Raw genomic sequence first — 25,193 nt, 5'->3', positions numbered from 1 at the left:
AAGATAACGGCGCGGCGTTCGATGTCGGAGCACAAGCCGCAACGGGCGCTAGCTCCTTTCGAACTCCGCAATCGCCTGCAGAAGCGCTTCCGGTACGGGCTCCGCGAGAATGTCGGTCCCGATCTTCGCGAGTTGCTCTTCGATTTGCCGCATTTCCGCGACTTCCGAAGCGAGCGTGGGATTGTCCTTGAGAAGGGCCTCAAACGCGGCGAGCTCTTCTCCCAGAAGCTCTCCGTCGAGGTAGGCCGACACGATCAAGGGAAGCCGATCGTCTCGAAAAGCTTCCGACGACGTATCGTCGGGCTCCAAGATAGGCTTCGGTTGCTTTCTCATTTGCATGTTACATACGAGGTTTAGATTTCGGTAGCCAGACGAACCAAACATGCCGACCGAAATTCTGTTCCCTCGCCAGCCCCAGAATAGCGATAACCTGCAGACCTTGAGGCAATAAAGCCGCAAAGGCAAGCCCTCCGGGCTCACTTTTGGTTAACGTTAGGGTGCCACTAGTTCGTGGCGCTCCCTGAACTTGTCCTGTTGTCACGCAGCCGCTTGTCGCGCCGCGGATTTTTTACCCGCCCCTGGCCTGTTGGCCCTTCACGGTTTTCGGACAGGCGCCGATCGTTTTTCGGGTCTTTGACGCGGCCCTGGCCGGTCGGTCCTTCGCGGTTGGTCGACAGGCGCCTGTCACGCTCGGGATCCTTGACGCGGCCTTGACCGGTCGGACCAGGCCTGTTCTGAGCAAGTCGGCGATCCTGAGAGCTGTCCTTGACGCGGCCCTGACCCGTAGGACCCGTGCGATTTTGTGCTAGACGCCTGTCACTGGCCGGGTCTTTGACGCGGCCTTGGCCACCTTGCTTGACGCGCGCGGTCGTATTCATTGCTGCTTTCTCGGTCGTACGTCCGGGAATGATCCCGTCGTTTTGTTCTTTCCCGGCAGACATGCGGGTATCCAAGTCTCCATTTCGAGCCGGGGCTGTATTATTTCCCCTAAAGCGAGTTGAGAAAATAGACAACCCGTATATCGGCAAATCACTGTCAATCGATTATTAAATATCGAGTAGTTTGAGCATGAGATTCAGGTTATATTAAAAATTGGTATTTACTATGCAGCGTTGAGCGCGGCATTCCACTTTTCGATCTCGACGTACTTCCAGTCAAAAATCTCACTCACAACATGAGGATACAGGCGAAATCAGGTGAAGAATATGCCGACCCATAGCAGTTGGGTCGCAAATTTCCGCACATTACCGTGATTGGAAAATAACGTTGAGGCTAGCTTCGTTTCGCAAATAACTCGGTTTTGTTGTCGGTGACGCCCCAAGGCGAGGGACGTTTTGACGCGTCGACTGTATACCAGCACAAAAGTCGATGCCAGCGCTTTGTGTATACCCTTCGGTCAGTGAACGCATTGAATGTGCACACGTTTATCGCGGAATGCTGGTCTGACCAAACACAATTCTTTTACCGATGCCGTGGATCGATCGTCGCTATATGAGCGCGCTTTAACGCAGGCTTATCTGAAAAAGCCTCACGCCGTCGTGCCGCAGTCTGATTTGCAGCATGGCGGCAGGAAGCGCCACCTCTGGCCGTTGAGAAGGGGGTTCTGCACAAAAAAACGCCGAGGACAGGCCCCGGCGCTCCAATGGTCTCGATTCGATGCCACGCCAACACCCCAGCGGGGGTGCGGCCTCAAGGCAGAATATCACTTGTAGTAGCCGACGCCGCAGATCTGGCCGCCCGCCTTGGTGACGAACGTCACCTTCTCCACCGGCTCGGTCTGGCCAGGACGCGGGAACCAATAATCGACCTCGGCGAACTTGCCGTCCGCCGCATTCTTGATCAGCTCTTCGCCAAGCTTTTTGCCCTTCTTGTCGACGAGATCGGAAAGTTTCGTGCCGCGCAGCTTCTCATTCGCATGCGCCGTGAAGACGTTGTCAGCGCCGCCCGCGCAGAAAACGTAAAGGTCGCGGTCGCGAAAACCGCCGGTCGGATTGTTGAAGTCTTCGATTGCCTTCTTCTCGTCGGCCTTGACCGCAGTCACCGCCTTTTCGAGCAACGCCTTGGCTTCGGCGGCAGTCCCCGACGCCTGAGCAAGCGCACCGCCCGTAAAAGCGATCGTCGTTGCGAAAATGCCTGCCAAGAAAGAACGAAGCATCTTTTCCTCCCATTTTGATTATCTGGTTTGATGCAGTTCTTATAGACAGGAGCGCGGGCGGAGCTTCAACCTAGACCATAGACTTACCACTTTCGCGGGAACCTTTGCGACCGGCGCGCGTATCGCTGTTCAAGGTGAGAACGACGGTTTCGTCGGGTGTGGGCGCGAAAGGCGCGGCCACTTCATCGCCGTAACTGCGACGAAGGCCCGCAAGGTGGCGTATCAGGAGATCGAGATAGAGGCCCGGTCCGCCGGAGTAGATCCGCCAGCCCGCCTCGGCCGCGGTGTCGCCTGCTCGCACGCGTTCCCACTCCGCGCTCGCCTCGTAACGGTCGGAGAAAGCCGCGTCGCTGCTGCTCGCGTAACAATTGCGTTGGCGAAGCGCCGCGTTGCCGACTGCTCCCGCCACGGTCACGGGATTGACGACGCGAAGGCCCCACCAGAACGCTTCGTCGTCGCCCATGAGCGCCATCGCCTCGCACCAGCGCAGATGCGCGTGGACATACATCTGACCCACCTCGCGCCCGAAAAACGGCGACGACTCCGCGCGGCGGAAGATGCGCTCCTCGCCGCCGTAATAAGGAAGCGGCCGATCCATCAGGCGCACGCCGTCGGGGAAGTTGAGATGCTCGCGGATGAGACCGAGATGGGTGCGCGCCTGTTCAGCCGTGAAGAGACCGCCCGAGATCGCGCAATTCATCGGGATGAGCGAATAGGAGACGCCCGTTTTCTTGTCGCTCGGATGAAGGAGAAGCTCGGGCTCCGCATCCGCGCCGTCGAAGATCGCATAGCCCGCCACCACGCCATCGCGGATGAGCCAGCGGTTGAAGTCCGCGCGGATGGCGCCGGCGAGCGCGGCGAGCCGCGCCGCATCGTCGCCATTGCCAGCGCGCGCCGAAAGGACGGCGTATCGTGAAACCTGTTGGAACAGAAGCGCCGCCGTCCAACTGCTCGCCATGCGCTCGGCGAGCGACGCGTCGGCGGGTTGCAGGGTGTCGTTCCAGTCACCCTCGCCATAGCGCGGCAGATGCGTGCCCGGCAGGAAGCGCGCCTCGATCTCGGCAAGCTCCGCCGCGAGGTGGTCTGACACGCTCGACGGCGCGGCCTCGGCCTCCCGCCATCCGACCGGCTCGGACAGAAACGCGAAATCCTGCGTCGCCTCAATGTAATCGCACACGGCCTTGAGCGGCCAAACGATCACGTCGCCATGGCTCGGCACGCCCGCGATCCAGGCATAGCGGTCGAACATGAACCATTGCGGCCAGTCGCTATCCGTCTTGCTCTGGCGCGCGATAACGCGGCGCAGAACCTCTTTCGCGGTCTCGTCGTGATGGAAGGCCAGCAGGAATTCCATCGGTCCCTGGCACACGTCGCGCGTGCCCCACGCCGCGCCCGAATATTGTTCGAGGCCGTGCGGCGCGGTGAGGTGGATGATCGCATTATGCACGAGCCACGGCAGCAGCGTGTCGAACGCAGCGATGTCGGTGTCGCCGGACTGGAGCCGCGCGCCGCGTGTGACGCTCGCCCAGAAGTCCGCCGCCGAAGCCAGCATGGCGCGGGTGTCGATGCCGCCCGCGTATTTCGCGGCGAGACGGTCCGCATCCGCGGCGTCTGTCATCGAGCCTGTGACGGCGAGGCGCAGCACATTGGTCGGTCTGGTTCGCAGGGCAATGAACGGGCCACCTCGCGCGGCTCCATCCTTATAAAGAAGCTCGTCGCCGCCGATGGCTTCGACGGCTTCTGGCGTGCTGGTGGTCAGGTGATAAACCGCGTCCGGGTATTGCTGCCCCCAGAGCGATTCCGGGTCGGGCCGGAAAGCCGCGCGCTTTTCGGCTTCGTCGATCTCGACGCGGCCCGCATGCGCATAGTCGAACTCGCCGAGCGTCAGATTGCCGAACACGAGGAGCCGCACCGGCGCGCCTTCGACAAGCACTTCGATTTGCAGCGCAGCGTCTTCGCCGGTCGATACCGCGCGAACCGCGATCGCGCCGCCATCGTGCTCATAGATCCAGCGCGCATCGGCCAGCCCCATCTCGAAGCGCGAGGGCAGCGTGAGCAGCCGCCATTCGCCGCCGATCTCGGCCAGCACGCGAACGCCGCTCCACCGCGTGATGTTGTACGGGTCGCGCGACACGGAAAACAGCTTGTGAAACGAGGTGTTGCCGATGGTGAGCTGCGCCGCGAATGCGCCATGCATCCACGCGGTGGCCGCGAGTGTCGTCTCTTCGGGCAGAAGACTGGCTCCGCTGCGAAGGATCGTGCCGTGGCGGCGCTTCACGAGCCGGTCTTTTTCCGTCAGCACGACGTGGCGGCTTTCCGCGCAATCGCCTTCGAACCAGGAGAGGAGCCGTCCGCTCCACCATTCCGCATGCTTTCGCGTTTCGTCGTCGCGCCCGGCATCTTCGCGGCAGGCGAGCGGCCGCGCATCGCGGAGGATGTCGCGCACGGGCACGCTAACGGCTACCTCGCGCGGGAAGAACTCGCTCGCGGCGCCTTCGGCGGAATCGATGCGCGAAAGGTCGGCGTAGCTTGTCGGCGCGGCATGGTCGGCATCGTAGACCGCGAAGAAGGTCCAGGTCGCCGTCTGCCCCGGCTGCAATTCGGCCGCGCTCGACTGCACGTTGGCGCAAGCCGTTTCGTACTGAAGTCGCTCGCCGGGCAGACTTTCGCCGAACGGCAGATCGACCGCCGCCGCGTCGCGATAGGCCGGGCCAAACAGTTGCAGCGCATCGGTCGCGAAGCTCGCAGCGCCATCGAAACAGCCATGCGCCACCCAGGGATGACGACCGCCATCCTGCGTCATGTTCTGGCGGCTCATGATGACCGGGCCGAAACGCGGATGCCGCTCCACCGTGTGGTCGATATATTGCGAGGCGTAAGCTTCGTTGCCCATCACGAAGCCGCGCGCGCCAAGGCCCAGATCCTGCACGAGGATCGCATCGCAGGGCACTTGGCCGCCGCCCGCGTTCGTCACCTCCACGCGCCAGAGCCAGAGGGGCTGCTCGGGATGCAGCCACAGCGTGACGCGATGCGCGAGACCGTCCGTCTCGCCCGCCCACACGAACCGGTCTTCGTAAGCGCCGAAGGCGACATGCGCCCCCGGCCCGACGATCTCCACCGCGCGCGGCGCGGCGCCGCCTGTGCGCAGCAAGATCCGCATGATGCCGCCGCCGACGGGCGAGCCGAGAACCTGATTGACGAGGATGCGGCGCGGACCGTCCTCATGTTCGATGGCGAACAGGCACCCGTTCGGCAGTACGGCGACGCCAAGGCCCGCCGCGTTCGCGATGCGCGCGAGGCCGAGGCCCTCTTCGCGCGGCGTGCGGAAGCTTCGGGTTGCGGTCATGATCGGGCTCCAGCTTGTGAAAGCGCAGCGTCACGCGCCGCCCATGCGGTGACGAAACCTGCATAACTCCACGTAAGGTCTTCGGCGGACGTCGGCTCGCCTGTCGTCTGGTCGAATTGTTCGGAGAGATCGCCCGAGGCGGGGATGAAGTTGCGCACGCGGACGAGGATCGCGTCGCCGCTCGCGATGTGTTCCTCGCTCTCGTTCGGCACCGCGACGGCCAGCCGGTAATGATATTCGGCGGCAGCGAAGGTGCTGATATACCACGCGCCGCCGCTGATGTAGGTGTCGCCCTTGTAGCGGCCGAACATGATACCGGACGAGCGGCCCGCATTGATCGCGTAAGTGTCGCGGAACATTGCCTGCTGCCAGAGAAACGTCGTGCGCACGCGCGGATCCGCGACGCTGTGCGGACCGCTTTCCAGACCGGCATGCACCACCCCGAGGATCAGCGAGAAGTCGAGCGCCTTCTCGTCAGCCTTCTCGCCTCCCGGAAGGCGGCTGCGGAGAAGCCCCCCGCTTTCGTCCCAATAGCGCTCCAGCAGGTCGGCGAGTTCGTCGCGCCGTGCCGCAAGCTCAGCCGCGAAGGCCGCTTCGCCGCGCTCTTCCGCCCAGCGCGCGCCGTGACGCAGCGCCGCGTACTGCGCGATCACCGTGTTGTAATGCTGCGCCCAGTCTTCTTCCCAGATGTCGTAGCAGGGCGCGCCCGCGTTTCGCGCGGTGTAGGCGAGGTCGCCCCGAATGAGCGCGTCAGCCGCAGCGCTTCCGATCCCGTCGTCGGCGAAGCGCAGACAGGTGAGCGCGCGAAGCGCCGGGCCGTCGTTCTGCGGGCGGTGCCAGTCGAAATAGTCGATGGTGCCGTCGGCGTTGAAGCGCACGTCGCCCGGCACGCGGGCACCATGCACGGCGGAAAGCTCCTCGTCCGGGCGGATGTATTTCAGATGATCGGCTTGTGCGCGTTCGCGGAAACCGCCCGCCGCCACGAGCGCGCGGCCGTCGATGGCATTGAGTCCGAGGCTGAAGCGCACGAAATCGTGGTAGCGGCTCACCCACGCATCCGCATCGAGGCCGCGCCGGATGAACACGCGCGTCGCGTCGATGACAAGCGCGCTATCGCGCAACCAGTGAAAGAAATAGTCGAGCTGCGTCGAGGCCGCGCTCGCGAGAACCGAACCCGGCGCGGGCCGCACCGTCTGCCCGAACCCCGCCCGCTCCTTCACAAGCGACGTGGCCGAGATCGCCCGCGGGATCTTTGCCGCTGCGTGCCGCACAAGCGCATCGCCCCAGCGTTCGAGCGAGGTTCCCGAAGCCGTCATCGTCCCATCTCCTTCTCGCGAACCGCCGCGCTTCCCCTGCCGTCAGGCGACGAGCGGTTCCGCCGTGAAGCCCAAAACCTCAAGCCCCGGTTTCACTTCCGGGCAGCTCATGAACAGCCGCCACAAGAGCCCGCTTCGATAATTCTCGATCATCGCGATGATCGGTCCCTGATTGATCGCGAGATTATCCTCGGCGACCCAGCCGACCGTTTCGTTAAAGGCATCCGCGAAGCCGAAACGTCCCCAGAGGCGCGGGCCGAGATCGAAATAGAAGTGGCGCAGCGCAGCGAGCGAGTGCGCGGGCGTGTAGGGCAGGCTCGACAGCGCGGCGGTGGGCGCGATCACGCCCTCGTCCTGATCCGGCGCGAAGGCGCGGTAACCCTTGTCGCCATCGCTCGCGGTCAGGCCCCATGCCTTCGGCCCATAGCCTTTGAAGCCTTTCGGGTTGGCGACGCAATAGCTGTAATTCACCAGCGTGTGCGCGTGGTTCTGCTGCCAGTAGTCCGCGTAGCGGTCGCGAAGGCCCCGCGGGTCGAGGCCGAGGAAGGAGTAATGTGCGAAGAACAGCGGGCCGCCGAGATCGGGGCCGAGCGGCAGTTCGACGCCGTAATAATCGCGGCCGTTGCGGAACACCTTACCGCGCGCCCAGCCCTCGTGATAAGGTCGCGCGTCGATGGGGTAGGTGGGCGACATCGCGGCGAGCACATAGGTAATGAGGCACTCATTCCAGCCCTCGATGCGCTGGAAGGCCTGATGCTCCTTCGTCGGCAGCCAGTGCCAGAGCATGATGTCGTCGTTCTCGACATGCGCTTGCCAGTTCACCGCGCGCCACAGGGCGTCGATCTTCGCGGCGAGCGCGCGCTCCTCCGGTTCACCGTTCGCGAAATACTGGCGCGCGCAAAGGAGGCCCTGCACGAGATAGGCCGTCTCCACCACGTCCGCGCCCGCATTGTCGGACCAGAGCGAGATTTCCCGGCCCGTATTGCCGTCGATGTAATGCGGGAAGACACCGTTATATTGTTCGGCGGTATCGAGGAAGCCTAGCATCGCGGCGAGCCGCTCAACGGCCTCGCGGCGCTCGATCCAGCCGCGTTCCGTCGCGACGATGATCGCCATCACGCCGAAGCCTGATCCGCCGATGGAAATCAGATCGTTTCCCGTGGTGCGATCCGGGTTGCCGCGATCGCGGGCAAGCCCGCAATTCGGGTGCGCATAGTCCCAGAAATAACGGAAGGTCTGCCGCTGCACGAGATCAAGCAACGCTTCGTCGTCCATATGGTCAGGCGTCCAGGGCTCGCTATGCACAGTCACCTCGCTTTGCGCAGTCTCTCAACCGGAAGTAACCGCACTTTTGGCCTTCTTCCAAGCCGGGTCTGGTAACAAATCCTGCCATGCCGGCGCTCTGGCGAAAATAGCGCGTTTTCAGGCGTGTTCGGGCGTTTCACGCAACTCGCCATTCTCAAGCCTGAGCGGCATGTGCAGCGATGGCGGCGCGGTGCACAAGTCGACCTTCCGCGTGTAGAAGCCATTCCCGGGATCGAACCGCCCGACGCTGATAAGAGCCGTGTCGGCGAGTTCGTGCGTGAAAATAGATGACGCGAGATCGCGGCTCTCATCGTCGAGTTCGACGATGGATTCGTCTTGGATGATCCATTGCGGCTTATAGAGAAGCATGTTGGCGAGCAACAGGCGGCGCTGCTCGTCGAGTGCAAGCTCCTTTTCCCAGCGCCGTTCGACATTCAGGTCCGCAGAGAGCTTCCCGAGCCTCACGCGCTCAAGCGCCTTGATGGCTTCTTCGTCGTCGATTTCCTCAGCGGGGCGAGGATAGGCGAGAGCTGTCTTCAGGCTTGCGGTCGGCAGATAGATCGTATCCGGCACAAAGGCCACGCGCTGGCCGGCCGGATAACGGATCGTCCCCTTGCCCCAGCCCCAGATGCCTGCGAGCGCCTTCACGAATGTCGTCTTGCCCGACTTCGGAGCGGCAGAGATCAGAACGCGCTCGCCGGGGGCCACCCTCACGAGCGGTTCGCTCAACGAAACGCGGCCGCTCGGGGCGTAGACACAGAGCTTTTCGAGCGTCACCGAATCGTCGGGGCTTTGCTCGTAACGGATGTGCGATGTCTTGCTGCTCTTCTCTTCGAGCGTTTGCAGCGCTGTCCGGTAGCCGATAACGCGTGCGAGCATGGCGCGCCATTCAGCGATCGTGGGAAAGCGGTCGACATACCACCGAAGCGCCGCCTGAACCTGACCGAAAGCGCCGACCACCATCATCAGGCCGCCCAGCGAAAGCGAGTTGGAGAAATAGCCCGGCGCGGCAAGAAGCAACGGCGCGAGAAGCGCGAGCCAGCCGTAACTGCCCGTCACCCAGCCGAGCGCCGCGAGCCTGTTCGCGATCTTCTGCATGATCGTGAGCACGGTGTCGACAGGGTGGCGCAGAAGTTCGCGCTCGGCCTGTTCGCCGTGCATGAGCGCAATTTCCTCGGCCGACTCGTTCACGCGGACGAGATTGATGCGGAAATCCGCCTCGGCGACGCGCAGATCGGTGTGCGCGGCGATGAGCGGTCGGCCGACAAGCCAGGTGAAAAGCGAGCCGATGGCCGCATAGCCGATGGCGGCCCAGACCATGTAGCCCGGAATGGTGAACGCCTTGCCCTCGTAGACGAACACAACCTGCGCCGACAATCCCCAAAGCACGCCGACGAAGGCGCCAAGCAAGAGGGTGGACTGGATCAATCCCACGACGAGATCGACTGTGAGTTCGCAAAGCCGACGCGTGTCTTCCTGAATGCGCTGGTCCGGATTGACGCTGATCGCGCCCGTGAGCGGCAGTTGAAACGCGCGGCGGGGCGAAAGCCATTCCTTCAGGAGGTCGAAGGTCACAGCCTTGCGCAATCGCACCTTTAGCGTTTCATGCAGCCAGGTCTGCGCGACGCCCAGACACAGCAGCGTGCTCACGATCACCAGGAAGATGACGACCTCATCCCTGAAGATCGACAGATTGCGGGAGTTGATAGCGTCGTAGATGTTTCCTTGCCACGTATTGAGGCGAATCTGAACGAGCGCATTCGCTGCAATGACGGCGATTATACCCCCGCCAAACAACAAAAGACCATTGCGCGCCTTAGGACCATCTATAATTTTCCAAAGAGAGCGTATCTGGCTATATACACTTTCCTGAGGCGCCGTCTCATTTTGCTTCACGGAAGACATACTTTCTAACACGCTCGGAAGAAGGGGGGTTGACCGGCTTTGGCGGTCCTTATAATCCGTAAGTCGAAGATTGACCACCCAAGGGCCAAGGCTGCGTTCGATGATGGAAGACGCTGCACGGATCGAAGGCCTGCTTCGGGCGATGACCCTCGAAGAGAAGGTCGGCCAGCTTACGATGATAAGGGCCGATTTTGACGCGGCCGGTTCGACGCTTCTGGCGCCGAAGCTGGCCGATATTGCGGCGGGCCGCGCGGGCAGCGTTCTCGATTTGCGTGGCGCGAGCGCAATCCTGCTGGGGCAGAAGGCTGCCGTAGAAAACTCCCGCCTGAAAATCCCGCTTCTCTTCACGCTCGACGTGCTGCACGGCTATCGCACGATCTTTCCCGTGCCGCTCGGCGAAGCGGCGGCCTTCGAGCCCGACTTGTGGACGCGCACCGCGCGCGCGGCGGCTGTCGAGGCGGCGGCGGATGGCATCGCGCTGACCTACGCGCCGATGCTCGACGTGGCGCGCGATCCGCGCTGGGGCCGCATCGTCGAAAGCGCGGGCGAGGATCCATTTGTGACGGCGCGCTTCGCCGAGGCGAAGGTGAAGGGCTTCCAGACGGACGATCTTGCGCGCAGCGACGCCGTGGCGGCAACCGCCAAGCACTTCGCGGGCTACGCCGCCGTCAATGCGGGGCGCGAATACGCTTCCGCCGACTTCTCGCAACGCACACTGGAAGAGGTTTACCTTCCGCCCTTCGCCGCCTCCGTGAATGCCGGCGTTGCGGCCATCATGCCAGCCTTCATCGAACTTGCGGGCGTGCCGCTGACCGCGCATCGCGCGCTGCTGACCGGTGTTCTGCGCAAACGCTTCGGCTTCGATGGCGTGCTCGTCAGCGACTTCTTCGCCGTGGCGGAACTCATCAAGCACGGCGTCGCCGCAGATGCGGCGGAAGCGGCGGCGCTCGCGCTGAATGCGGGCGTCGACATCGACATGGCGAGCGGCACCTACACCGAAGGGTTGCCGGAAGCGCTCGCGCGCGGTCTCGTCCGCATCGAGACCATCGACGCCGCCGTGCGCCGGGTGCTTGCGCTGAAACTCGCGCTCGGCCTTTTTGAAAAGCCCTACGCGCGCGGCGAGGGCGCGCTTGCGCCCGCAACGATCGAGGCGTACCGGGCGCTGGCCCGCGAGGCCGCCCGGCAATCCGTCGTGCTCCTGCAAAACAACGGCGCGCTGCCGCTCCCGGCTCAAACGGGCCGCCTCGCCGTCATCGGACCATTGGCCGACGCGCCAGGCGAAATGCTCGGACCCTGGCGGGCGGCGGGCGAAGCTTCCGAAACGGTGAGTTTCCTTGCAGGTGTGGAGACAGCGTTTCCGCAAGCAACCGTAATCCACGCAAACGGCGGAGATATCCCCGCCGCGCTCGAAGCCGCGCGCGCATCGGATGCGGTGCTTCTGTTCCTCGGGGAAACCGCCAACATGTCGGGCGAGGCCAACAGCCGCGCACGGCCCGTCATTCCCGAAGCGCAGCGCGCGCTGGCCGAGGCCGTTTTCGCGCTCGGCAAGCCGGTTATCGTGACGTTGACATCCGGCCGCCCACTGGTCGCGCCGTGGCTGTTCGAGAAGGCGCACGCCGTTCTGGCAGCCTGGTTTCTCGGCTCTGAAGCCGGCAACGCGCTTGGCGATATCCTCAGCGGCGCAGCGGCGCCCGGCGGCAAGCTTCCGCTGAGCTGGCCCTTCGATGCGGGCCAGATCCCCGTCTACTACGGCGAACGCCCGACGGGCCGCCCCGCCGACCCCGAAAATCACGACACGAGCAAATATCTCGACGTGCCGAACGCACCGCAGTTTCCTTTTGGCCACGGCTTGACGTACACTCGCTTCGATTATACCGAGCCGCGTGCAAGCGTCGCAACCTTGAGGCCGGGAGAGATCCTTACCGTCGAAGTCGACATCGCGAATATCGGGGATGTGGCGGGCGAAGAAACTGTATATTTGTTTATCCGCGATCCGCTCGCTTCCGTGACGCGGCCCCTGCTCGAACTGAAAGCCTTTACCAGGATAAAAGCTCTTCCCGGCGAACGCGTTACGGCGCGCTTCCATCTGACTACGGACGCTTTTTCCTTCCCCGACGCCGATGGGAAACCGCGTCTCGAACCCGGCGAAATCGAAATCCTCACAGGCCCCGGCGCCGCCTCTTCATTGTTAAAACGCTGTCGCGTTCATATCGTAACGAACGAATAACCGGCGCGATGACCCAACTTCCTCCCCCTCAAACGGATGGTATGATACATGTCTGAATCGGAATACGAGCTTGCGAATCACACGTCTCTCGACGTGTCGGAGCTGGCTGCAGCCCTGCGCGGCCAGAACCCGCTGTTCCGGAAGTGGGCCGAAGGCTATGGTGTCGTCAAGCACCAGGACGTTACCCAGGTACGCATTTACGGGCTGGCCGAGACGCTGATCAAGGCGGGCAAGGCGAAGAACCTCGACGAGATCCTGCATAAGCTCATCGCCGCCGACCGCCTGACAAGCGCCGCGATGTGGATCGTCGTTCACATGACCTACGCGACCCGCGTCGACCTCGAAGGCCGGCCCCTCGCTCCCGAGGACTTCAAGCACGCGCCGGAAGGCCATACCGGCGGCTCGCTCAACGTCGCGCCCGCTTATGTCGGCTATTTCCTCGCGAATGCCCTGACCGGCGAAACGCGCTCATGGGTCATGGGGCAGGGACACACCGTCGCCGCCATCGAATCCGTGAATCTTCTGCTCGATAATCAGACGCCGCAGCAGAAAGACCGCTACACACGCGACGCGGCGGGCCTGCAAAACCTCGTGCGCGACTTCTATTCCTACGCCATCGCACCGGACGGCTCGCCCGGCGTTCCGCTCGGCAGCCACGCAAATCCGAACACGGCGGGCGCGACGATGGAAGGCGGCTATCTCGGTTTCGCGGAAGTGGAATATGTCCACATGCCGCTGAAGGGCGAGAAGCTCGTCGCGATCCTCTCCGACGGCGCTTTCGAGGAGCAGCGCGGCAGCGAATGGTCCCCGCGCTGGTGGCGTCCGGGCGATAGCGGGCTCGTTTCGCCGATCATGATCCTGAACGGCCGCCGCATCGAGGAACGCAGCGAGATCGAGCAGCAGGGCGGCACCGAGTGGCTGAACGACCATCTGCGCATCAACAATTTCGACCCGATCGATATCGACGGAACCGACCCGGCCGCTTTCGCCTGGGCGATCCTCATTTCGGAGTTCAAGCTTGAAGGTCGCGGCGCGCTGACGCTCGCGGGCAAGCGCGATTATCCGATCCGTCTGCCTTACACGGTCGCGCGCACCATCAAGGGCTACGGCTTCCCCGGTGCCGGCACGAACCGCGCGCACGGAACGCCGCTCATCGGCAATCCGCGCCACGATGAAGCCGCTCGCGCGGAGTTCAACGAGGGCGCGGCAGCACTGTTCGTGCCGCCGGCAGAACTCGAAGAGTCCATCGCGGCGTTCAACGTGCATGCCGAGCAGCACCGCCCGAAGGAAGGCGACCATCCGATTGCCGCGCGTAATGTGGCGACGCCGACTTTCCCCGAACCCGTGTGGTCCGAGGTCGGTGGCGACGTCTCGCCGATGGCGGCTGTCGACCGCTTCTTCGTCGATCTCGTGAAGGCGAACCCGAACCTTCGCCCGCGCGTCGGCAACCCGGACGAACTCGGCTCGAACCAGATGAGCCAGACGCTCGCGCATCTCAAGCACCGCGTGAACGTGCCGGAAGAGGGCGTGCCGGAATCGACCGAAGGCGCGATCATCACGGCGCTTAACGAAGAGGCCGTGATCGGCGCGGCGCTCGGCAACAAGGGCGGCCTCAATCTCTCGGTCAGCTACGAAGCCTTCGCAGTCAAGATGCTCGGCGCGCTCCGCCAGGACATCATCTTCGCGCGGCACCAGAAGCATATCGGCAAGAAGCCTGGCTGGATCGGCGTGCCGGTCATCGCCACGTCGCATGCGTGGGAAAACGGCAAGAACGAACAGTCCCACCAGGATCCGACGCTCGCCGAGGCGCTGCTCGGCGAAATGTCGGACACGTCGCGCGTGCTGTTCCCAGTGGACGCGAATACCGCCGTCGAGGCTTTGCGCACGATCTATCGCGACCATGGCACCATCGGCACGCTCGTCGTATCAAAGCGCCCGGTGCCGTCGCTCGTTTCGCCGGAACTCGCGGTAAAGCTCTATGAGAAGGGCGCGGCGACGTACTCGGGCGATCTCGCGTCAGCGGACGTTCAGTTGATCGCGCTTGGCTCTTATCAGCTGGTGGAGGCCATCAAGGCCGGAAAGCGGCTCGAAGCGAAGGGCGTCAAGGTGGCGATTACTATCGTCGTCGAGCCAGGGCGCCTGCGCGAGCCGCGCGACCACGTCGAAGGCAAGTTCGTGTTGTCCGATGCGGAACTGGAAGCGCTGTTCCCGGCGCGACTGCCGCGCGTCGTCGTCACGCATACGCGGCCTGAGCCTATCATCGGCGTGCTTCGGCGCATCGATGGCGGCCCGAAGCACCTGCGTGTGCTGGGCTACGTCAATCGCGGCGGCACGCTCGACGCGGCGGGCCTCCTGTTCGCCAACTACTCGACCTGGGCGCATATCGCGCGCGCGGCGGCGAAGCTCATCGGCAAGGATGCGCACGAAGTCCTGAGCGAGGAAGAAGTCCGTACAATCGACGGGCACGGCAATCCGCATCTCGTGATGCATGCCGTGATCTGACGGTTTTGAGGCGGGATGGTCGGTGGTCTCGCCCTTTTCAGACCGGGCAAAATCTTGATCGAGGAAGGGCGGGGGTAATGTCTCCGCCCTTGTTTTTTCAAGATCGTGCAAACCGTTGCAACTACGCAACGCCCCGTGGAACACCTCGCAACATCCAGAAGCTTTTCGCGCTTTTCAAGTAATTAAATTACCGCCAAAAAAACCTGAACACGTTCTACACATGACTTGGTGTATTCTTTGTTAATAAAAAAGTGACGATTTGTTCCTATAAAGCCTCTCATCGATGCAAAACCTGCATCTCTGAAGAAAAACGGAGCACATCATGAATATTCTCTTTGACGGCCTCTCTTCCATCTTCGCCTTCATCAAGGAAGAATTCGATCTCGACCCCGCCAACCTTTGGCTTCGCTAAACATTAGCAAGATCGAACATTCTACCGATACTCAGGTTCGCACGGCGAACGATGCAGAGCTCCAGAATTTGTATCCGTTGCGTTTAAGCAGCGACGGCGAGTCTTCAGACCTCGCCAAGGGACAGTCGCTTTTCTGAATTGAGACCGTCGAAAGCAGCAAGACCGGCGATTACCGGCCGCCCGATCCGGCTCCTGCTTTCGTGATCGCCGCGCTTTCCGCGGACCGCGGCGCACACAACAGCCGAAAATCCGGCGCGAGGTCGCTCATCGCGTGCATGAGCGACCGCCACATCATTTTGCCCGCCGCACTCATGCGGCGGCGCTGTCGCCCTCATCGAGAAGAACGGCGATATTGATCTTCCCTGACCGTTCTAGCACTCCGACGGAGACCGTTCCGCTTGGCTCCGGCCGAACCGTGAAGCTGATCGACGCATCGCCGAGCCTCATGTTGCGGATCGTGATTTCGCCGAGCGATATCGGCACCGCCGGGTTTCGCAATGTGATTGTGCGGTTTGGCAAGCTGTAATGCAGCCCGAGTACCGCCTGAAGCAAATGGAACACCGCGCCGCTCGCCCAAGCCTGTGGCGAACACGCGACAGGATAGAGCGTCGGGCCCCGGCTCCGCCGACGCGGAAAACCGCAAAACAGCTCCGGCAACCGCCGCTGATCCATATAGGACGCCGCCTGTAGCAGCCCGTCGAAGATCGGGCCGATGCCTTGCGTCAGCCCGTAGCGGGCGAGGCCGATGGCGATGATGGCGTTGTCGTGCGGCCAGATCGAACCATTGTGATAGGACATCGGATTGTAGCGCGCCTCGCCTGAAGCGACGGTACGAATACCCCAGCCCGAGTTGAAACGCGGCCGCAACAGGTCATTCGCCACATGCCGCGCCCGTTCCTGCATCATGATGCCGGTTGCCATGGCATGCGCGGCATTGCTCGTGCGAACGCGACAGGGCTGCTTCTTTCCGTCGAGCGCCAGCGCGTATGTGCCCATGTCATCGCACCAGAAAGCGGCCTCGAACTTGAGGCGAAGAAGCTCCGCCTTTGCGATCAGCGTATCCGCGCGCTCGATTTCGCCGAGAAGCTTCGCGCAATCCGCCGCCGCCTTCAGCGCCGCGTAAACGTAACCCTGCACCTCCACCAGAGCGATCGGCCCGTCCGCAAGCGAGCCGTCGGCATGGAACACCGCGTCGTGCGAATCCTTCCAGCCCTGGTTGACAAGCCCGTTCTGATTGGCGCGCGCGTATTCGACGAAGCCGTCGCCGTCCGCATCGCCCGGCCCCTCGATCCAATCGAGCGCCGCGATCACATTCGGCCAGATCTCGCGCAGAAATGCGAGGTCGCCCGTACGTTCGACGTAAAGCCCCGCGAGCAGGACAAAAAGCGGCGTTGAATCGACGCTGCCATAATAGAGACCAAAGGGCACCTCGCCGAGCGCGGCCATTTCACCGCCGCGCATCTCGTGGAGGATCTTGCCGGGCTGCGCATCCGCCGCGTCGTCGAAGGTGGTGGCCTGAAAACGAGCGAGCCGTTTCAGCACGCCGCGCGCCACGGCGGGGTCGAACCACAGAAGCTGCATCGCGGTGATGAGACCGTCGCGCCCGAATGTGGTGGAATACCACGGAATGCCCGCATAGGGATATTTGCCGTCCGTGGTCTTCGTCATCAGCATGCGAAGGTCGGCGAGCGACCGGCAGATGATTTCGTTCGCCACGGCATTCGATGTGGTGACGCTTGCGATCTCGTGCGGCTTGCCCACCAGATCGCGGCGCGCGTGGAACAGGCCCCAAAGGAACGAATCGGCGGCGGGCTGCCCTTCGCCATCGCATTTGATCGCCACATAGAGGCGCTCGGTCTCGCGCGGCGCGAGCCTAATCTTGAAACGCGCCGTCGTCTCGGTCAGTTCGACCGGAGCAGGCTGGAAGGTAAGCGTCGTCTCGCGCACCTTTCCGTCGAGGCCGGTGTAATGAAGCGTGACTTTGTCCTTGCCGACGACTTTCTTCTTGAGGGAGCCGCGCGCGGGGCGCCGCATACCGCGCACCTCGAACAGGTCGGCGAAATCGGCGTCGAAATGAAACAAGAGGTCGAGCGAGACCGGCTCCGGGCCATGATTGACGAACGCGTTGCGTTGCGCCAGGCCGCCATTGTGGAGATAGATCGTGCGCTTGATATGCACCGTGTCCTTGAGAAGCCCGATCCCTTCGCCGTCGACATGGATGTCGGGGTTAGTCAGGTCCGCGCGCATGTTCAGATTGTCGTCGCGCATGGTCGAGCCGAGCAGGAGCGGCATCTCGCCGTTGACGCACACCGACAGCTTCGACAGGTGGCGCGTGTCGTGCGAATAAAGGCCGCTGGCTTCATCGCTGGCACAACCGATGTCGCCGTAATTGTCCATCACCGCGAAGCAATCGTTTTGCTTCAGAATGCAGCGCGGCCGCGATGGAGCGCCTGCCGAGGCGATATAGAACGGGGATTGCTCGCTCTCCGGTATCGTGTCGCAGGCGCTCGTTTCTTTCGGCGCATCCAGCATTCAAGACCTCTTCGTTCGCTGACGGTTAGGCCCCCCGACCCCTCTTGTTAACAAATGACCCGGCGCCAAAGCGCCGCCGCTCGGGCAATTGTTGATGCTTTTCAGGATATTTTACTGCATCATCGCATAAAACCGCGATCAGTTTCATGGGAGAATGACATGGCCTTCGAAGCGCTGAAAGCTGAACTCGATCTTCTCCTGCAAACGGTTGCGGACGCGCCCGAAGACCGCTTCGGCTTCTACATCCAGTTGAAGGAAAAACTGAACCAGGCTCGTGCCTTCGGTTACACGCCTCCGCAGGATCTGCTCGATCTCGAAGCCGAACTCGACAAGGAGTTCACGGAAGAGAACGTCGAGAAATTTCCTCGTCCGTCCTGATCGATCCAGCCGGGCTTGGCTTTGCCGCCCGTCCGGCCCCTGCCGATGAGACCCGGCGTTGCGCGCCTTTGAGCGCGCCGCGCCGAGATTTCGCGGACAGCCTTGAAATCAGTGCACCGAGGCCGGAGCTTCGGGTTGAGGCTCGCTTTCGAGCGCGGCCGCAATCACATCGTCCACCCGTTCGAGCCAGATGAAATCCAGGCTCTTGCGCGTCTCTTCCGGGATGTCGTCGTAATCGCGGCGATTGCGCGCGGGCAACATAACACGCGTCAACCCGGCGCGGGCTGCCGCAGTCACCTTTTCCTTAATGCCGCCGACCGGCAGCACGAGGCCGCGCAAGCTGATCTCGCCCGTCATCGCCGTGTCGCTGCGCACCGTGCGCCCCGAAAGCAGCGAATAGAGCGCGGTGAACATCGCCACGCCCGCGCTCGGCCCGTCCTTCGGGGTCGCGCCCGCCGGAACGTGAATATGGATGTCGCTCTTCTCGAAAACGGTTGGATCGAGCCCGAGCGACGCCGCGCGGTTCTTCACGAGGCTGAGCGCGGCCTGAGCGCTTTCGCGCATGACGTCGCCGAGTTGGCCGGTGAGGATCAGCACCCCCTTGCCCGGCGCGCGTGTCGCCTCGATGAAGAGGATATCGCCACCGACCGGCGTCCAGGCGAGCCCCGTCGCCACGCCCGGAACGCTGGTGCGCATCGCCACTTCATTCTCGAAACGCGGCTGGCCGAGGATGGCCACGAGGTCGCCCGGGTGGATCTGTACCTTTTCGCCGGGCGCTTCTGCAATGCGCACCGCGACGTTGCGGAACACCTTGCCGATTTCGCGTTCGAGCGAGCGCACACCGGCCTCGCGCGTGTAATCCTCGATGATGCCCGTCAAGGCGTCGTCATCGATGGCCGCCTGCTCGGCGGTGAGGCCGTTCGCTTCGAGCTGGCGCACCACGAGGTAGCGCTTCGCGATTTCGAGCTTCTCTTTCGCCGTGTAGCCCGAAAGCTGGATGATTTCCATGCGGTCGAGAAGCGGGCCTGGGATCGTGTCCAGCATGTTCGCCGTCGCGATGAAGGTCACGCGCGACAGGTCGAACGGCACGCCGAGATAGGCGTCGCGGAACGTATTGTTCTGCTCGGGGTCGAGCACTTCGAGCATCGCCGCGAACGGATCGCCCTGAATGCCGCGCCCCATCTTGTCGATCTCGTCCAGCATCATGACGGCGTTGCGCTGGCCTGCCTTCTTGATCCCCTGAATGATGTTGCCGGGCAGCGACCCGATATAGGTGCGCCGATGGCCGCGGATTTCCGCCTCGTCATGCACACCGCCGAGGCTGACGCGCACGAAGGGGCGCTCCATCGCGCGGGCTATGGACTGGCCGAGCGAGGTCTTGCCGACGCCGGGCGGCCCGACAAAACACAGAATCGGCGCCTTGCCCTGCGGCGCGAGCTTGCGGACGGCGAGATATTCGATGATGCGCTGCTTGATCTTGTCGAGGCCGAAGTGCTCGTCTTCGAGGATCTTGCGCGCCTGACCGATGTCGATCGGCTTTTCATCCGGCAGCGCCCAGGGCAGTTCCGTGAGCGTGTCGAGGTAGGTGCGGATCATGCCCGCTTCGGCAGCCTGCTCGGGCAAACGCTCGTAGCGGCGCAGTTCCTTCTTCGCCTGCGTCTCGACCTCGGACGGCATCTGCGCCTTGGCGATGGCTGCGGAGAGTTCCGCGATTTCATCGGCCTTGCCGTCGCCCTCGCCAAGCTGGCGCTGGATCGCGGCCATCTGCTCGCGCAGGACGGCCTCGCGCTGGCGCTCGTCGAACACCGCTTTCGTCTGCCGTCCGATTTCCTGCGTGAGGCGCAGCACCTCGATGCGCTCGGACAGAAGCCGCGAAACCTTGTCCATGCGGATGGGCAGGTCGATGGTTTCGAGGATTTCCTGCTTCTGCTCGCTCGGGATATCCATATAGGCCGTCACGAGGTCGGCCAGCATCGAGCCCGACGTCGCGTTCTGCATCGCGTTGACGAGTTCCGTCGGCACCTGCGGCAGAAGCTCCAGGGCTTCGACCGCCTTCTGGCGCAGTACCATCATGCGCGCTTCGATTTCCGCTCCATCCTCCGATGGCTCGACGATGCGCTGGACATTCGCGACGAGCACGGGGCGTTCCTGCTGGAAGTCGAGCACACGGAACCGCTCGACGCCCTGCACGATGACATGATGGGTGCCGTCCGGCGCAGTGACGTAGCGCGCAATGTTCGCGACGGTGCCGACGCGATGCATGTCATTGCCGTGGGGCTCGGCGTTCGCGCTGTCGCGCTGCATAAGGATGCCGATCTGCTTTTCCTCGCGCATCGCCTGCTGAACCGCCGCGATGGAAATCGGCCGGCCGATGGAGATGGGAAAGAGCGTGCCCGGGAATATCGTCGTCTCCCGGATCGGAAGGATTAGGAGGGAGTTGGAGCCTTCGTTGGCGTCTGCCACGGTTTCACCAAGCTGCGTTTCGGCCTCCGGCGCCGGACCGGTGTTGGATTGATCCATTGTGCCGCTTCCTTGTCAGAGAGATTTCTTTTCGAGGGTGATGAGCAGGCAACCGTTGGCGGCCTGCCGCTGGACAGAAACGTAATGCGCTGGCGGTAGCGGAATGCGCCGCGCGAAACGTCCTTGCGGCAACTCAAGCTGATGGATGAGAGCCGTGCGCAGTTCTTCCGGCAGCGAGCGTTTGCCGGAGACGGTAAGCATGCCGCCCTCGATCACCGCATCCACGGTTTCGGGATCGACGCCCGGCAACGCGCAAAGGATCAGCACCTCGGTCTTCGTTTCGAGAACGTCGACCGGCGGCTCCCAGGCCGGTTGCCCCGCCTGATGATGAACCTGAAAGAACTGCTGGTGAAGACGCTGGGCGCGGGAAAGGCGGTCGAGCGCCTCGAACCACATCCAGGTCGTGAATTCCTTTTTTGTCATGAAGTGCGTTCCTGACATCGAATGCTCGGACTGCGCATGAGACGCAACAGACCGGCCGGATCGAGGGAATGGAGATGCCTGCTATTCCTTGAAGAATATGGACGATGGGTGGGATAGCTTTCAAGGCTTCGCAATATCGATTAAGCGCTCGATCGGTATGCAAGGGCGCAGGTGTGCCGACGGTCATTCGCGCGGGGCTTTCCCGTAAAGCTTGCGAAGCTCGACCTTCGCGCGTTCGAGCACATGCCTTCGTTCGTCGGGAAGTGTGCGGCCCGCGCGGTTGATGTAGAAGGTGAGCATCGACATGGCGGAGCGGAACGGAGGCGCCTTGCGGCGCTCGCTCCTTTCCGCCGATGCCTTCAGCGAGGCGGCGATTTTCTTCGGATCGTCAAGCGTGAACACATCGGGCTCAAGACTCAACGCATCGCTCGTTTCGGTCACATGCTGCGACCACGTGTTCCGACGGGGCATGTGCTTTCTCCCAACGCGCCTCCATAGAGCGCATCAGGGGGAAACTCTGACGTGCAGGCGAAGTTCTCGGCAACGAATGCGTGAGCACAAAGACCGAATGCCTGCCATGAGGGTGTGCGTCACGGGGACGCGTGCTTATGCAAATGGCGTAAAATTGAGCACAGATGAGGCTTGCCCGTTTCACATGCAGATTTACTGTGAGCAGATGAAACATATAATGCCACTCGCGCTGACTTTTTGCCTATTCTGACAACGCGCTCTTCATCCGCCGAACCAACCAACAAAGGAGTTTGCATTCATGGCCCTTTCCCGCTGGGTACTCGGACTTGCCTTGTTTGCAATGCCGGGGCTCGCTCAGGCGCAAGATCTGACGGGTACACTGAAAAAGATCAAGGACACCGGCACCATCACCATCGGTTATCGCGAAACGTCGATCCCGTTCTCGTATCTTGGCGCCGAAAACAAGCCCGTCGGCTTCGCGATGGACATCTGCGAAAAGGTCGTCGATGCGGTGAAGAAAGAGCTGAAGGACGACACCATCAAGACGAACTACGTCGCGGTTACGTCCTCGACGCGCATCCCGCTGATCGCCAACGGCACGGTGGACCTCGAATGTGGCTCGACAACCAACAACGCCGAGCGCCAGAAGCAGGTTTCCTACACCAACTCGCATTACCTCTCGGAAAGCAAATACGTCACCAAGAAGGCCAGCAACATCAAAGCGATTGCCGATCTGAAGGGCAAGACGGTCGTTTCCACGGCGGGCACGACCAACATCAAGCAGCTCAACGAACGCAATCAGGCGGATAATCTCGGGCTGACGATCCTTGCGGCGAAGGATCATGCGGAAGCGTTCCTGATGGTAGAGACCGATCGCGCCGTCGCCTTCGTGATGGACGACATCCTGCTGGCGGGCCTTGCCGCCAACTCGAAGGATCCGAGCCTGTATGTGATTTCCACGGACTCGTTCTCCAAGGCCGAGCCTTACGGCATCATGTTGCCGAAGGGCGACGAGCCGTTCAAGAAGGTTGTCGATGCCGCAACGGCTGAGATCTACAAGACCGAAGGCCCGGAACTTTACAAGAAGTGGTTCCAGAGCCCGATTCAGCCGAAGAACATCAACCTCAATCTGCCGCTGTCGCCCGCGCTCGCAAAGCAGTTCGAGGCCCCGCTCGATGCGGCCGATCCTGACGCGTACATTCGTTAATCGCATCGCGAGGCGCTCCGGCGCCTCGCTTCTTATTCGCAGCGCGGAGACGGGGCCGTGGACAAGATCGTCGATTGGTTCAGCATCTTCTGGCAGGAGTCTGCGGAGGGAACGGGCACCTATGCCTATACCCTCCTGCTCGGCCTTCAGTTGACCCTCGAAATTTCAATAATCGCGGCGCTGGTTGCCTTCGTGATGGGATCCATCGTCGGTGTTTGCCGCACGCTTCCCTCTCCGCTGGTGAGGCGCTTGAGCGGAGGCTATGTCGAGTTCTTTCGCAACATCCCTCTGCTCGTCCAGCTCTTCCTCTGGTACTTCGTGCTGCCCGAGCTTCTGCCGCGCGATATCGGCATGTGGATGAAGCAGATTCCTCACGCGAATTTCTACACGGCCGCCTTGGGGCTGGGCCTCTTCACATCGGCGCGCGTCGCGGTTCAGCTTTCGGCGGCGATCACGTCCATGCCGCGCGGCCAGAAAATGGCGGCAACCGCGCTCGGCCTGACGACGCGGCAGAGCTACACCAACGTGCTGCTGCCGATGGCCTATCGCATCGTCTTCCCCCCGCTGACGTCGGAGCTTCTGAACCTCATCAAGAATTCGTCGGTCGCGTTGACCATCGGCGTGGCGGAACTGACGCAAAGCGCTCGGAACATGGACAGCTACACGTTTCAAACTTTTCAGGCCTTCACGGCGGCGACGCTGATCTACCTTGTGCTTAACATCCTGGTGACAACGGTCATGCGGCGGATCGAGCGCGGCGTCGCCGTTCCCGGCATGCTCGTGGCGAAGTGAGGCGGCGATGTTCTCGAACTTCGATTTTCAGGTCGTCATCGACGCGCTGCCCTACCTCTTCCTGGAGGGCATGGTCTTCACACTGAAGCTGACGATTCTCGCGGCGATTTTCGGCACTCTCTTTGGCACCGTGCTCGCGCTGATGCGCCTGTCGGGCGTATGGCCGCTGCCGCAGATCGCGGGCGCGTATGTGAACTTCGTGCGGTCGCTGCCGCTGCTGCTCGTGATCTTCTGGTTCTTCTTCCTCGTGCCGTTCATCGCGCAAAAGATCGTCGGCTCGCCGCGTCCGATCCCCATCGATCCGTTTCTCACTGCGCTGATCACCTTCAGCCTTTTCGAAGCGGTCTTCTTCTCGGAGATCATGCGCGCGGGCATCCAGTCCCTGCCGAAAGGACAGGTCGCGGCGGGCTATGCGCTGGGCCTGACCTATTCGCAGGTGATGCGGCGCATCGTGCTGCCGCAGGCGTTTCGCAACATGCTCCCGGTGCTGCTGACGCAGACCATCGTCCTTTTTCAGGACACCTCGCTCGTTTACGTGCTGTCTCTGAACGACTTCCTAGGCATCGCGGGCAAGATCGGCCAGCGCGACGGACGCCTGACGGAGATGTATATTTTCGCCGCGCTCGTCTATTTCCTTATTTCCTTCGCGGCCTCGCAGGCGGTCCGACGCTTGCAGGCGCACACGGCAATCATTCGGTAGGGCTTCCACTCATGACCACGGCAACGACAACGCCGACTTCGGCCGCGACACAGTCCCCCGGCGCGCCCGTCATCCAGATGATCGGCGTCAGCAAATGGTACACGCCGGAATTTCAGGTGCTCGACGCCTGCACGACATCGGTTCAAAAAGGCGAGGTGGTGGTGGTGTGCGGGCCGTCCGGCTCAGGCAAGTCCACGCTCATCAAATGCGTGAATGCGCTCGAACCGTTTCAGCAGGGCGACATCCTCGTCAACGGTCAGAAGGTGAACGACCCGAAGACCAACCTGCCGAAGCTTCGCTCGCATATCGGCATGGTGTTCCAGAACTTCGAGCTTTTCCCGCATCTCACCATCATGGAAAACCTCACGCTCGCGCAACGCAAGGTGCTGAAGCGCGGCAAGGACGAAGCGGAGGCAAAGGCGCGGAAGCTGCTCCAGCGCGTCGGCCTCGCCGATCAGGCGCCGAAATATCCGGGCCAGCTTTCGGGCGGGCAGCAGCAACGCGTCGCCATCGCCCGCGCGCTCGCCATGGACCCGATCGCCATGCTTTTCGACGAGCCGACCTCCGCGCTCGACCCGGAAATGGTGAGCGAGGTGCTCGACGTGATGGTCGAACTTGCCCGCGAGGGCATGACGATGATGGTCGTCACGCACGAAATGGGATTTGCGCGAAAGGTGGCGAATCGGGTTATCTTCATGGACAGGGGCGCCATCGTCGAAGACGTGCCCACGGAAGAGTTTTTCGGCAGTCCGCGCTCCGAGCGCGCGCAGCTCTTCCTCTCGAAAATCCTCTCCCATTGATGAAGCGGCGAAAAGTTAACGGGCGTTAACCTTTGTTAACGAGCGGTTAACGCCCCAACCGAAGCGACCTGCGGGTCAAGGCGACGCGCGCCGCCAACAGCCGACGGTTCCGGGCCACATTCCCATTTCTGCGGTTGACACCGCGTGTCTCGGGGTGGACACCGAAGCCGATCTTGAAAATGCGCGCGATATCCTCGCAAGG

The 25,193-nt window shown here is 62.4% G+C and carries 18 protein-coding genes; 7 read left to right on the top strand and 11 right to left on the bottom strand.

Annotation, left to right across the window (positions count from 1 at the left end; genetic code table 11):
- Nucleotides 1-48: 48 nt before the first annotated feature.
- From QM659_RS03440 to QM659_RS03410, 7 genes are all read right to left on the bottom strand, one after another.
- Nucleotides 49-309: an anti-sigma factor family protein gene (locus QM659_RS03440; protein ID WP_415187375.1), complete on the bottom strand. Its 261-nt coding sequence runs from the start codon at nucleotides 307-309 to the stop codon at nucleotides 49-51.
- A 194-nt stretch (nucleotides 310-503) separates the two neighbouring features.
- Nucleotides 504-941, bottom strand: a complete 438-nt coding sequence (locus QM659_RS03435; protein WP_303483417.1) for a hypothetical protein — start codon at nucleotides 939-941, stop codon at nucleotides 504-506.
- Between the two features lie 761 nt (nucleotides 942-1,702).
- A complete protein-coding gene (locus QM659_RS03430; protein WP_127079134.1) occupies nucleotides 1,703-2,155 on the bottom strand; it encodes a cache domain-containing protein in 453 nt (150 codons plus the stop codon).
- A gap of 70 nt (nucleotides 2,156-2,225) precedes the next feature.
- On the bottom strand, nucleotides 2,226-5,501 hold the full coding sequence (locus QM659_RS03425) for a GH36-type glycosyl hydrolase domain-containing protein (protein WP_415187374.1): 3,276 nt from the start codon (nucleotides 5,499-5,501) through the stop codon (nucleotides 2,226-2,228).
- Complete coding sequence (locus QM659_RS03420; protein ID WP_415187373.1) at nucleotides 5,498-6,817, bottom strand: glycoside hydrolase family 15 protein; 1,320 nt, start codon at nucleotides 6,815-6,817, stop codon at nucleotides 5,498-5,500. The genes QM659_RS03425 and QM659_RS03420 overlap by 4 nt, the downstream gene beginning before the upstream one ends.
- A gap of 42 nt (nucleotides 6,818-6,859) precedes the next feature.
- The gene (locus tag QM659_RS03415) at nucleotides 6,860-8,122 is read right to left on the bottom strand and encodes a glucoamylase family protein (protein WP_415187372.1); all 1,263 of its coding nucleotides are present in this window, start codon (nucleotides 8,120-8,122) and stop codon (nucleotides 6,860-6,862) included.
- A gap of 117 nt (nucleotides 8,123-8,239) precedes the next feature.
- Complete coding sequence (locus QM659_RS03410) at nucleotides 8,240-9,922, bottom strand: ABC transporter ATP-binding protein/permease (protein WP_415187371.1); 1,683 nt, start codon at nucleotides 9,920-9,922, stop codon at nucleotides 8,240-8,242.
- Between the two features lie 205 nt (nucleotides 9,923-10,127).
- Between QM659_RS03410 and QM659_RS03405 the strand changes: the two genes are divergently transcribed.
- Nucleotides 10,128-12,254 (top strand): glycoside hydrolase family 3 N-terminal domain-containing protein, encoded by a 2,127-nt coding sequence (locus tag QM659_RS03405; RefSeq protein ID WP_415187370.1) that lies wholly within the window; start codon nucleotides 10,128-10,130, stop codon nucleotides 12,252-12,254.
- Between the two features lie 48 nt (nucleotides 12,255-12,302).
- Complete coding sequence (locus QM659_RS03400) at nucleotides 12,303-14,756, top strand: xylulose 5-phosphate 3-epimerase (RefSeq protein WP_245434078.1); 2,454 nt, start codon at nucleotides 12,303-12,305, stop codon at nucleotides 14,754-14,756.
- Between the two features lie 721 nt (nucleotides 14,757-15,477).
- Here QM659_RS03400 and QM659_RS03395 read toward each other — a convergent pair.
- On the bottom strand, nucleotides 15,478-17,700 hold the full coding sequence (locus tag QM659_RS03395) for a glycogen debranching N-terminal domain-containing protein (RefSeq protein ID WP_415187369.1): 2,223 nt from the start codon (nucleotides 17,698-17,700) through the stop codon (nucleotides 15,478-15,480).
- Nucleotides 17,701-17,859: 159 nt separating this feature from the next.
- Here QM659_RS03395 and QM659_RS03390 point away from each other — a divergent pair, with 159 nt between their 5' ends.
- Complete coding sequence (locus QM659_RS03390; protein ID WP_127079146.1) at nucleotides 17,860-18,078, top strand: hypothetical protein; 219 nt, start codon at nucleotides 17,860-17,862, stop codon at nucleotides 18,076-18,078.
- 108 nt (nucleotides 18,079-18,186) lie between these two features.
- Here the strand turns inward: QM659_RS03390 and lon are convergent, their stop codons facing one another.
- The 3 genes from lon to QM659_RS03375 all read right to left on the bottom strand — a co-directional run bounded on the left by lon (nucleotide 18,187) and on the right by QM659_RS03375 (nucleotide 21,492).
- Nucleotides 18,187-20,598 (bottom strand): endopeptidase La, encoded by a 2,412-nt coding sequence (gene lon / locus QM659_RS03385; protein WP_415187368.1) that lies wholly within the window; start codon nucleotides 20,596-20,598, stop codon nucleotides 18,187-18,189.
- A gap of 15 nt (nucleotides 20,599-20,613) precedes the next feature.
- On the bottom strand, nucleotides 20,614-21,021 hold the full coding sequence (locus tag QM659_RS03380; protein ID WP_127079150.1) for an Hsp20/alpha crystallin family protein: 408 nt from the start codon (nucleotides 21,019-21,021) through the stop codon (nucleotides 20,614-20,616).
- Nucleotides 21,022-21,204: 183 nt separating this feature from the next.
- Nucleotides 21,205-21,492 carry a DUF3175 domain-containing protein gene (locus QM659_RS03375; protein WP_415187367.1) on the bottom strand — a complete coding sequence of 96 codons (288 nt, stop codon included), beginning with the start codon at nucleotides 21,490-21,492 and terminating at the stop codon, nucleotides 21,205-21,207.
- Nucleotides 21,493-21,790: 298 nt separating this feature from the next.
- Here QM659_RS03375 and QM659_RS03370 point away from each other — a divergent pair, with 298 nt between their 5' ends.
- The 4 genes from QM659_RS03370 (at nucleotide 21,791) to QM659_RS03355 (ending at nucleotide 24,991) form a co-directional block, all read left to right on the top strand.
- Nucleotides 21,791-22,699: an amino acid ABC transporter substrate-binding protein gene (locus QM659_RS03370; RefSeq protein WP_415187366.1), complete on the top strand. Its 909-nt coding sequence runs from the start codon at nucleotides 21,791-21,793 to the stop codon at nucleotides 22,697-22,699.
- 57 nt (nucleotides 22,700-22,756) lie between these two features.
- Nucleotides 22,757-23,491, top strand: coding sequence for an amino acid ABC transporter permease (locus tag QM659_RS03365; protein ID WP_415187365.1), 735 nt, complete (start codon nucleotides 22,757-22,759; stop codon nucleotides 23,489-23,491).
- A 7-nt stretch (nucleotides 23,492-23,498) separates the two neighbouring features.
- The gene (locus QM659_RS03360) at nucleotides 23,499-24,191 is read left to right on the top strand and encodes an amino acid ABC transporter permease (protein WP_415187364.1); all 693 of its coding nucleotides are present in this window, start codon (nucleotides 23,499-23,501) and stop codon (nucleotides 24,189-24,191) included.
- Nucleotides 24,192-24,268: 77 nt separating this feature from the next.
- Nucleotides 24,269-24,991: an amino acid ABC transporter ATP-binding protein gene (locus tag QM659_RS03355; RefSeq protein ID WP_415187418.1), complete on the top strand. Its 723-nt coding sequence runs from the start codon at nucleotides 24,269-24,271 to the stop codon at nucleotides 24,989-24,991.
- The last annotated feature ends 202 nt before the right edge of the window (nucleotides 24,992-25,193 follow it).

Origin of the sequence: Rhodomicrobium sp. (assembly GCF_047605405.1) — a bacterium.
GTDB lineage: Bacteria > Pseudomonadota > Alphaproteobacteria > Rhizobiales > Rhodomicrobiaceae > Rhodomicrobium > Rhodomicrobium lacus.
Note: the sequence above shows the minus strand (reverse complement) of the source record. Positions and strands in the feature narration are given on the sequence as shown.